Genomic DNA, 1,711 nt, shown 5'->3' on the forward strand with positions numbered 1-1,711 from the left:
CCGCCTCCCGGCACCGCCGCCTGGCGGTCGGATCACGTACTGGGGCGGGAGCTGCCCGATCCGGCGCGGGACACGCCCGCCGAAGTGGGCCGGTTCTTCGCGGGGTTGAGCGAGCGGGAGCAGGAGTCCCTGGCCTCACGGCATCCGCTCGTCGTCGGAAACCTCGACGGCGCCCCGGTCGGACTCCGCTACCGGGCCAACGCCCTGGCCCTGAAGGCCGACCCGGACCCCCGGTACGCGAGCCTCGCCGCGGACCCGCAGCGCCGGATCCTCGCGTTCGACCCGCGTGGCCGCGGCCAGGTCGCCGAGGTTTTCGGGGACTTGACCACGGCGGACCATGTGTCGGTCGTGGTGCCCGGCTCGGACATCGACGCCGGGACCTTCGACCGTACGAGCGACGTGTACGGAACGCCGGCCGGCATGGCCAGGTCGCTGTACGCCGAGACCGGTCCGGGCAGTGCGGTGATCGCCTGGGCCGGTTACACCACGCCCGTCGGCGTCGGCGTGGACGCCGCGACCGGTTCGCTCGCCGAGGCCGGGGCGGAGCGCCTGACCCGGTTCACGGACGGGCTCGCCGCCAACGGCGTGCCCGAGCCCACGGTGTTCTGCCACAGCTACGGCTCCGTCGTCTGCGGCCTCGCCGCGCCCCGGCTGCACGCCGGCGACCTGGTCGTCCTAGGCTCGCCCGGGATGCGCGCGGACGACGTGGCCGATCTGCACACCGAAGCCCGGGTGTGGGCCGCCAAGGATCCCGACGACTGGATCGACAACGTCCCGAACGTCGAGTTCGCGGGGCTCGGCCACGGCGCCGACCCGACCTCCCCGGAGTTCGGCGCGCGCCGGGTGCCGGCCGGTGACGCCCATGGCCACACGGGTTACTTCGCCCCCGGCACCGAGTCCCTCCATACCTTCGCCGCGATCGCCGAAGGGGAGCTGTGATGAGCCTTCACGCCCTCGCCTCCCGGATCGAGGCCCGTACCCCGGTCCACCGCGACCGCGCCCTCGACGGTCTGCGCGCGCTGGCCCTGCTCGCCGTCCCCACCGGACACTGGCTGCTCGGCGGATTCCGGCTCGACGGCGGCGGCGCGCTGCACAACGCGAGCCCGCTCTCGGCCTTCGGCGCCCTCGCCCCGTTCAGCTGGGTGCTCCAGATGCTGGGCGTCTTCTTCCTCGTCGGCGGATACGCCTCGGTGCTCTCCTACCGCCGGAGGAAGTCCACGACGGGGGCCTGGCTGCGCGGACGGATGGCCCGCCTGGGCAGGCCCGTGCTCGGGGTGACCGCCATCTGGGCGGTGCTGATCCCGGTGCTGCACACGCTCGGGGTACCGGGCGACACGCTGCGGACCGGGTCGACGCTGGTGATCCAGCCGCTCTGGTTCGTCGGCGTGTACGCGGTGGTCACCGCGCTGACGCCGTACTGCATCCGCATGGCGAAACGGCTCGGCGGCTGGGCCGCGGCGCCGTTGCTCGGCGTGGTGGCCGTCGTCGACCTGCTGCGCTACGGGCCGCTCGGTGACTCCATGCCCTCCTGGCTGAGCATGCTCAACATCCTTCCCGGCTGGCTCTTCGCGTACCAGCTCGGCGTCTCCTGGGCCGAGGGCCGGATCGGGAGGCGGGGCGCCCGGTTGCTGCTCGTCGGCGGTGGCGTGCTGTTCGCCGCGCTGCTGCTGCTCTTCCACTACCCGGCGTCGATGGTCGGGGTGCCGGGCGA

Annotated in this window: 2 protein-coding genes; both read left to right on the forward strand. The window is 73.6% G+C overall.

Features of this window, described 5'->3' with window-relative positions:
* A partial coding sequence (locus EAO72_RS41230; RefSeq protein ID WP_148022510.1) for an alpha/beta hydrolase occupies nt 1-939 on the forward strand: 939 nt, incomplete at its 5' end.
* Nucleotides 939-1,711 (forward strand): acyltransferase family protein (locus EAO72_RS41235; RefSeq protein ID WP_148022511.1); only part of this gene is annotated, 773 nt, incomplete at its 3' end. The genes EAO72_RS41230 and EAO72_RS41235, both read left to right, overlap by 1 nt.

It is taken from the genome of Streptomyces sp. OR43, from assembly GCF_008042275.1.
In the GTDB taxonomy this organism is placed as follows: domain Bacteria; phylum Actinomycetota; class Actinomycetes; order Streptomycetales; family Streptomycetaceae; genus Streptomyces.